The sequence below is a fragment of the Vibrio sp. V43_P6S15P86 genome (assembly GCF_009904725.1).
Lineage (GTDB): Bacteria > Pseudomonadota > Gammaproteobacteria > Enterobacterales > Vibrionaceae > Vibrio > Vibrio diabolicus.
In genome coordinates, this window is sequence record NZ_WXWT01000105.1 from 1 (window position 1) to 7,362 (window position 7,362).

General features: G+C 44.3%; 9 protein-coding genes. 4 read left to right on the plus strand and 5 right to left on the minus strand.

The annotated features are described in order from the left end of the window. Positions 1–84: 84 nt before the first annotated feature. The 5 genes from CAG69_RS04380 to CAG69_RS04400 all read right to left on the minus strand — a co-directional run bounded on the left by CAG69_RS04380 (position 85) and on the right by CAG69_RS04400 (position 4,739). Positions 85–546: an NfeD family protein gene (locus CAG69_RS04380; protein WP_150918275.1), complete on the minus strand. Its 462-nt coding sequence runs from the start codon at positions 544–546 to the stop codon at positions 85–87. 3 nt (positions 547–549) lie between these two features. Then, the gene (locus tag CAG69_RS04385) at positions 550–1,467 is read right to left on the minus strand and encodes an SPFH domain-containing protein (RefSeq protein WP_005393087.1); all 918 of its coding nucleotides are present in this window, start codon (positions 1,465–1,467) and stop codon (positions 550–552) included. Between the two features lie 155 nt (positions 1,468–1,622). Next, the gene (locus CAG69_RS04390) at positions 1,623–2,477 is read right to left on the minus strand and encodes a co-chaperone YbbN (protein WP_048626123.1); all 855 of its coding nucleotides are present in this window, start codon (positions 2,475–2,477) and stop codon (positions 1,623–1,625) included. Between the two features lie 479 nt (positions 2,478–2,956). After that, positions 2,957–3,784, minus strand: a complete 828-nt coding sequence (locus CAG69_RS04395) for an SDR family oxidoreductase (protein ID WP_161442911.1) — start codon at positions 3,782–3,784, stop codon at positions 2,957–2,959. Between the two features lie 40 nt (positions 3,785–3,824). After that, positions 3,825–4,739 carry a TIGR01777 family oxidoreductase gene (locus CAG69_RS04400; protein ID WP_161442914.1) on the minus strand — a complete coding sequence of 305 codons (915 nt, stop codon included), beginning with the start codon at positions 4,737–4,739 and terminating at the stop codon, positions 3,825–3,827. Positions 4,740–4,991: 252 nt separating this feature from the next. Here CAG69_RS04400 and CAG69_RS04405 point away from each other — a divergent pair, with 252 nt between their 5' ends. From CAG69_RS04405 to CAG69_RS04420, 4 genes are read left to right on the plus strand one after another with little or no spacing between them, the layout of a single operon-like run. After that, the gene (locus CAG69_RS04405) at positions 4,992–5,726 is read left to right on the plus strand and encodes a DUF1538 domain-containing protein (RefSeq protein WP_161442915.1); all 735 of its coding nucleotides are present in this window, start codon (positions 4,992–4,994) and stop codon (positions 5,724–5,726) included. Next, positions 5,723–6,514 carry a DUF1538 domain-containing protein gene (locus tag CAG69_RS04410; protein ID WP_161442917.1) on the plus strand — a complete coding sequence of 264 codons (792 nt, stop codon included), beginning with the start codon at positions 5,723–5,725 and terminating at the stop codon, positions 6,512–6,514. Before CAG69_RS04405 ends, CAG69_RS04410 begins: the two co-directional genes overlap by 4 nt. After that, positions 6,504–6,854 carry a P-II family nitrogen regulator gene (locus CAG69_RS04415; RefSeq protein ID WP_005393077.1) on the plus strand — a complete coding sequence of 117 codons (351 nt, stop codon included), beginning with the start codon at positions 6,504–6,506 and terminating at the stop codon, positions 6,852–6,854. Before CAG69_RS04410 ends, CAG69_RS04415 begins: the two co-directional genes overlap by 11 nt. Beyond that, a complete protein-coding gene (locus tag CAG69_RS04420) occupies positions 6,851–7,258 on the plus strand; it encodes a CBS domain-containing protein (RefSeq protein ID WP_005393075.1) in 408 nt (135 codons plus the stop codon). Before CAG69_RS04415 ends, CAG69_RS04420 begins: the two co-directional genes overlap by 4 nt. Positions 7,259–7,362 lie beyond the last annotated feature (104 nt).

Below are 7,362 nucleotides of genomic sequence, written 5' to 3' on the forward strand. Positions count from 1 at the left end.
CGATTTTAATTAAATCAATGAAATGAAAGCGGTTGTTTAGATTAAAGTAATGGAGCATAGTTTGCCCCATTACTTTGGCATAAATTACTTAGAATCAGGCTCAATGATTAAAATAATACCATCGATATCTTTTATTTTAACGCGCGTTCCTGCTGGAAGTGCTTGATCCGACTGTGCCGACCACGTGGTATCGGCAACCTTGATACGATTGAGTCCAACAGAAAAGTCCTCTTCAATGGTAAGTGTGCGTCCGATTAACTGCTTATACTTTTGGTTCAGATCTCTTTCTTGGTCTTCTTTCTTGTCTTGAGACCATTGTCGTCGCCACCATAACCAAGTGGTGATTAAGCTGAAACTTGCAAAGCAAAGCCATTGTAGTTGCCAGCTCATTGACAAGACGGTCATTAGTGCCCCAACGATAAGTGCAGAAACTCCGAGCCAGAGAAAATATCCCGCAGTCCCAAGTAGCTCTACCGCTAGAAGTGCAAAACCGAAGGCTAGCCAATGCCAGAAAGAGATACCTTCCAGCAAACTGAAAAAGTCCATAAGTTATTCTTTATCTTGTTGTTTAAACATCTCTGCTATCCCTGCAACCGAGCCCATTAGTCCGGTCGCTTCTAATGGAAGCATAATGATTTTGCCGTTTTCGGCTTGACCAATGCTTTTGATCGCTTCGGTATAGCCCTGAGCAATGAAGTAATTGACGGCTTGCATATCGCCTTTGGCAATCGCTTCAGAAACCATATAAGTCGCTTTTGCTTCTGCTTGCGCGGCGCGTTCACGAGCTTCAGCATGGAGAATAGCAGACTGCTTTTCGCCCTCAGCTTTTAATATCTCCGATTGCTTATGACCTTCAGCCTTTAAAATTTCAGCTTGGCGTACCCCTTCTGCTTCGAGAATCTCCGCTCGTTTATTTCGCTCGGCTTTCATTTGAGCATTCATCGCCGCCGTTAGATCGGATGGTGGCTGGACATCTTTTATTTCAATTCGTGTGACTTTTACACCCCATGGGTTGGTGGCTTGGTCAACAATTGCCAGCAGCTTGGAGTTGATCATGTCACGCTGACTCAGCATTTCGTCCAGCTCCATTGAGCCTAAAACGGTGCGGATATTGGTGAGAGTTAAATTTCTAATGGCATGTTCCAAATCGTTGACTTCATAAGCCGCTTTGGCAGCATCGATGACTTGAACAAATCCGACGGCATCAATAACTACGTTAGCGTTGTCTTTTGAAATAACTTCTTGCGCTGGAATATCAAGAACGCGCTCCATCATGTTGACTTTTTGCCCTATCTTATCAACAAATGGGATGATCAAGTTTAAGCCGGGTTTTAGCGTATGGGTGTAGCGTCCGAAGCGTTCGACTGTCCAGTTATTTCCTTGTGGCACCGTCTTAATGGCTGAAGATAAGATAACTACAGCAAGAACGACGAAAATACCGATGGTAATCAGTGAATCAATTGGCATGAGTTATTCCCTTAAGTGCATAATGTCCGATTCATTTTTACCTATTTATAGACAATAGACAATTGAAGTTCTGAGAACCTTAAGAGGTTATTGGTTATTTATATAACAAAGGCCGGAATATCCGGCCTTTAGTTGAAGTTTCACTTTTCAGCGAGTTAGTACAGAATCGAATACAGCTGACGGCGATATTTGCTTGCTAATGCGTTGCCTTGACCTAGCGCGCTGAGAATATCCATAAAAGTCTTCTTCACTTCACCGTCTTGGGCGCCCAAGTCTTTTTTAAGAATATTCCACAGCAGTTCCAGCGCTTCTTCATCACGACCCACTTGGTTGTACTGTACCGCCAATTCACAAGCAAGTTCGAAGTTTGCCATGTCTGCTGCGTATGCTTGTTCTAGTCGTTGTAACTCAGGGCTATCTGCAGCCTGCAAATGCAGCTCGAGCTTGGCTATTAGACTCTTGTAGTAGTTATCTTGATACTCAAGAGGGATAGCGTTCAGTAGCTCTTGAGCGACATCAAATTGTTTGGTTTCTAATAAACAATCAGCCATCGCGAGTTTCACATCGCCACGCTCTTGCAGTTCTGGCGGCAAAGTGTGGATGATGCTTAAAGCCTGAGCATGTTCACCTTGCTGAAGAAGTTCACTGACTTGCTTTAATAGCTGTTCATCTGGGCTTGGCAAATGCTTTTGTAGCATGGTTGCAATGGCATCAATTGGCTGAGGGCCTCCCAATCCATCGACGGCTTGACCATTTATAAACAGTGCGATAGTTGGCAATACTTGCACACCAAATTGAGATGCTAGAGCCGGCTGATCTTCACAATTTAATAAAGCAAGCGTAAATGCACCGTTGTACTGTTGAGCAAGAGATTGCAACTCAGGGAGTATCTGTGCGCTTTCTGGTTGAGCATTGGCCCAAAAGTGGATCAGAACGGGCGTGTTCATTGATCCTTCAAGAGTTTCGCGAAAGTTCTGTTCTGTTATCTCAACGATAAATGGGGATTGCATCAGAGTATCCTTGCTTTGTGTCTTGTCGTTGATAATAGATATGGAGTTGATTTAAGGGAAATTCAAGCGATGGTTGCTAATCATCATCAATAATGAATCATTCTATTTTGTGAAAGGATGCGGTAAGAGAATAGTGTTACTGCTGAATAGGTGTAAGGCAAAAAGAAAACGCTGCCGAAGCAGCGCAGTTCTAATGCTATTTGTTAGTGCGGTATCAAAATAGGATGAACATGGTCAACACTACACCCACACTAAGCCAGTTAAGCTGATTTAATGTCATTATTGCCTCGCAGTAGTAAAAACATTGCTACAAAACGTAATGGGTGGCGATACCAAATCTAAGCAACTCAATCACTTTGGGCGAAAGAATCCCCGCTGAATTGCGTAGAAATTGATTCGTTTAGTTGAGGTTTTTTTAACCTACATGTTCATAATGACATCACATTGTTACGGTGAAATTACATTTCGACAAAACTTTTTTATGCGGCCTGTCGCAAAATTTTATCAAGTGCACGGGTTGGTAATAGTCTTTTCAAGACTGCGAATAATTTAGTCGGTGTAGTAATTCGATAGCGAATTTTAGGTGAAGCGCTAGTTAATGCATGAAGAACAGGTGCGACGCAGGACTCAGCAGGTAAAACAAATCGATTATTAGATTTGTCTTTGTTGAGTCGCTCTCTTTGTCCTTCATAGGCGAGGCGGTGAGGGCTGGATTCAATATCAATCCACTTCTCGAAGGCTTTTAATGCATTGTTTCTAAATTGAGTTTCGATAGGCCCAGGTTCTATCAATGCCACTTTGATATTCGTATCCGCAAGCTCTAGCCGTAGTGTGTCAGTCCAGCCTTCTAGGGCAAATTTTGACGCATTGTAGGCGCCGCGGTATTTCATTGCAGCAAAGCCAAGAACAGAACTGTTTTGTATTATGCGTCCTTCGCCTTGTATGCGCATGTGAGGAAGCACTTCTCTGACTAACTGGTGCCAACCAAAAAAGTTGGTCTGAAATTGAGCTTGAAGAGCCTCGGTGGGCAAGTCTTCCAATGCACCGGGCTGGCCATAGGCACCATTATTGAACACGGCATAAAGCTTACCCTCTGCTAGCTCTAATGCTTGCTTCACGCCCGAAGAAATACTTTCAGGGCTGTTTAGGTCTAGCTTGATGCAGGTTAGCCCTTCATTAATTAGACGTTGGACATCTTGCTCTTTCCTACAAGATGCAATGACATGAAATCCCTCGTTTTGCAGGGCGTGAGCGCACACGTAACCGATACCGGTTGAGCAACCCGTAATAAGAATCGACTTTTTCATAAATTAAGCCTCAAGCAACATTGAATGAGGTCATCATTCATCAGCTCCGGTCATGAAGCAAGTGCTTGAGTGCTGGCTCTATTCTGGAGTAGCTAAATTTGAAGCTAAGTTCGGTGAGCTTTTTGGGTTTGGCTCTCATGCTATCGAACAATAAACAGGAAGATTCACCCATTAGGAGCTCCATTGCCCATTTAGGCGTGAACAAGATATGTGGTCGTTTGAGCGTTTTTGCCAACGTGCCGCTAAAGATACGGTTAGTCACAGGGTGAGGTGCGCACATATTGAACGCACCGTGGGCATGTGGTGTTTCAAGCAAGTACATGATGGCGCGGACCATATCCAGAATGTGAATCCAAGGCATGTACTGGTTACCGTTCCCGAGCGGGCCGCCTACACCAAGTTTGTAAGGTAAGAGCATTTTCGCCAACGCACCGCCATTAAGCCCGAGTACTACGCCAGTTCGCAATAGACAAACACGTGTTTGTTCAGACTCTGCGCGTTTGGCTATTTGTTCCCATTTTGCACAAACCTCGTGAGGAAAGTCTTCATTGTTAACACGCAGGCACTCATCAAACGGGTGGTCTTGTTGATCGCCATAGTAACCAACGGCCGAGCCACTAATAAAAACTGCGGGAGGCTCTGTGCTGGCGTGGATCAGTTCAACGATTTGTTCGGTAATTTTCCAGCGACTTTTGCAGATTTTTTCTTTCTGCTCGCTGGTCCATCTTTTATCTGCGATAGGCTCACCCGCAAGATTAATTATGGCATCAATGTGATTGAGATCGGCGAATGACTCAAGCGAGTCAAGGTATTCGATATTACCCAAATCAGCGTGTTGGAGGCGTTGTTTTGCTTGCTCAGGAGAGCGTGTAAGTAGCATAACTTGGTGAGTGGATAGCAGCTTGAGCAACTCCGAACCAATAAACCCAGTGCCACCTGTGAGTAATATCTTCATGTTATCTCTTTGAATGTACACGTATTAGAACATTATAGTCGTTTTGTGCTGAGCTTGATCATCTCAACACTATTATTTCTAGGATAGTGGCAAGCCTGTAGCGAGGCTACTGACTTCACATATTGAAAAAATGTAACTAAATGTTATGCATGGCGCTAATTCGTTCACGGTAGGAGAACTAAATCTATGCCAGACTAGAAACATCGCTACCGGAACAAGCGTAATCAGTTTGCACCATCAAGGAGGATAGGTATGGAAGCATTTGTTGCTCTTTTTCGAGCGCTCCTTAATAGTGCTCGCGATCTGCTACCCATCGTTGTTGTTATCACTTTTTTTCAATTAGTTGTTTTGCAAGAGCCACTTCCTAATCTCATCTCCATTCTTTTTGGCTTATTGCTTGTGGTTTTAGGGTTAACGTTTTTTATTTTTGGTCTAGAGCTTGGTCTTTTTCCTATCGGAGAGAGTATGGCTCAAGCCTTTGCAAAAAAAGGCAGCGTATTCTGGTTGTTAGTTTTTGCGTTTTGTCTAGGCTTTGGCACCACGATCGCCGAGCCTGCATTAACGGCCGTAGCAGAAGAAGCATCAGAAGTTGCGGCAGAAGGAGGGATGATCACAAACTCAGAGCAATCCATGCAGAATTATGGACAAGGGCTACGAGTAACGGTGGCTCTTTCTGTGGGGATCGCCATCGTTATTGGCGTTCTGCGCATCTTAAAAGGGTGGCCAATTCATTACATGATCATCGGCGGCTACGTCGGCGTTGTAGTCCTGACGTGGTTTGCACCTGAAGCCATTATTGGCGTTGCTTATGATTCTGGAGGTGTGACGACGTCGACTATCACCGTGCCTTTGGTCACTGCACTAGGGGTTGGTTTAGCATCGGCGATTAAAGGGCGCAACCCCATGGTGGATGGTTTTGGTTTGATCGCTTTTGCCTCGCTGCTACCGATGATGTTTGTGATGGTTTACGGAATGGTCGTAACATGATTTCAATTGAACATTTCCTAGACACTTTATTATCGACCGTTCGAGATGTCATTCCCATCGCCAGCATTATTTTTGGTTTTCAGTTAGCGGTGTTAAGGCGTCCAGTTAACAACCTTAAGAGGGTTTTGCTTGGGTTTGTTTATGTGATTCTTGGGCTCGCTCTTTTTTTGCTCGGATTAGAAATGGCTCTGTTTCCGCTCGGAGAGACCATGGCCGTGCAACTGACAGCGCCGGAATTTTTACAAGAGTTTAAAGTCTCTGTGGGAAAAGCCTTAGTGTGGGTCGACTACTATTGGGTGTATACCTTCGCCTTTTTTATCGGTTTTAGTACCACGATTGCTGAGCCTTCTCTAATCGCGGTAGCGATAAAAGCAAACCAAGTTTCTGGTGGCAGTATCAGTATTAACGGCTTACGCGTGGCTGTTGCATTTGGGGTGGCCATTGGCATCGCGCTAGGGAGCTATCGGATTGTTGTTGGTGACCCTATTCACTATTACATCATTGCGGGTTACATCGTGGTTGTGATTCAAACGTTTTATGCGCCAAAGCTTATTGTTCCACTCGCCTACGATTCTGGAGGCGTCACGACTTCTACTGTCACTGTTCCGCTTGTAACCGCATTAGGGCTGGGGCTTGCTTCTACCGTCCCAGGAAGAAACCCAATGATTGATGGCTTTGGCTTGATCGCTTTTGCCAGTCTGTTTCCTATGATCTCTGTGATGGGCTATGCGCAAATAACCCAATGGCTGAATAAAGATATCTCGGAGGACGAAGAAAATGCGCTTTAAATTGATACTTGCGTTTGTTGAAGACAGCAAAACAGACAAGGTACTGGACGCTGCTCGCGAAGCTGGCGCGACTGGTGCGACGGTGATTAATAACGCTCGTGGACAAGGCTTAAATCAAAAGCGAACGTTTTTTGGCTTAACGCTGGAAGTACAAAAAGATGTGCTGCTGTTTGTCGTTGAGGAGCACCTTTCTCGACACATATTAGAAACCATCAATGAAGTTGGTGAGTTCGACCGAGAGTCGGGGCAGGGCATTGCTATTCAGATCGATATTGAGGATGCAGTCGGTGTCGCGCATCAAGTAGAGACGTTGACCAAAGTGGTCGAGGATGAGTTATGAGCAGTCAAACGATAATTAGAGTTCGAGATGTAATGGCGGCTACTTATGTCATGGTTGATGGGCTAATGACAGTTTATGAAGGCATAACGTTGGCTAAAAAATACCAAGTCAAAGCGCTGGTGGTGAAAAAGCGAGATGACAACGATGAATATGGCATCGTCTTGATGAATGATATCGCCAAAAAGGTGTTGGCGAATAATCGCTCTCCACAGCGCACGAATATTTATGAGATCATGACCAAGCCCGCTTTGTGTGTCGACCCTGATATGAATGTGAAATATTGTGCGCGCCTATTTGAACGATTTGGCATTAGCCGAGCTCCGGTCATTGAAGATGGGGAGGTCATTGGCATGGTGAGTTATAACAATATTGTCATCAATGGCATGGTGCGAGAAGAAGTGTAATAGGTTGATATAAATGAAAAATCAACGCATTTTTTCTCAAGTCAGCGACTGTTACAAAGAACTAAAATATTTAATATATGTTAGGTTGCATATGTGTTAATTCA

Excerpts from the sequence above, each read along its gene's own strand:
- CAG69_RS04380 (WP_150918275.1), bottom strand. The coding sequence starts at position 546 with ATGGACTTTTTCAGTTTGCTGGAAGGTATCTCTTTCTGGCATTGGCTA.
- CAG69_RS04385 (WP_005393087.1), bottom strand. The coding sequence starts at position 1,467 with ATGCCAATTGATTCACTGATTACCATCGGTATTTTCGTCGTTCTTGCT.
- CAG69_RS04390 (WP_048626123.1), bottom strand. The coding sequence starts at position 2,477 with ATGCAATCCCCATTTATCGTTGAGATAACAGAACAGAACTTTCGCGAA.
- CAG69_RS04395 (WP_161442911.1), bottom strand. The coding sequence starts at position 3,784 with ATGAAAAAGTCGATTCTTATTACGGGTTGCTCAACCGGTATCGGTTAC.
- CAG69_RS04400 (WP_161442914.1), bottom strand. The coding sequence starts at position 4,739 with ATGAAGATATTACTCACAGGTGGCACTGGGTTTATTGGTTCGGAGTTG.
- CAG69_RS04405 (WP_161442915.1), top strand. The coding sequence starts at position 4,992 with ATGGAAGCATTTGTTGCTCTTTTTCGAGCGCTCCTTAATAGTGCTCGC.
- CAG69_RS04410 (WP_161442917.1), top strand. The coding sequence starts at position 5,723 with ATGATTTCAATTGAACATTTCCTAGACACTTTATTATCGACCGTTCGA.
- CAG69_RS04415 (WP_005393077.1), top strand. The coding sequence starts at position 6,504 with ATGCGCTTTAAATTGATACTTGCGTTTGTTGAAGACAGCAAAACAGAC.
- CAG69_RS04420 (WP_005393075.1), top strand. The coding sequence starts at position 6,851 with ATGAGCAGTCAAACGATAATTAGAGTTCGAGATGTAATGGCGGCTACT.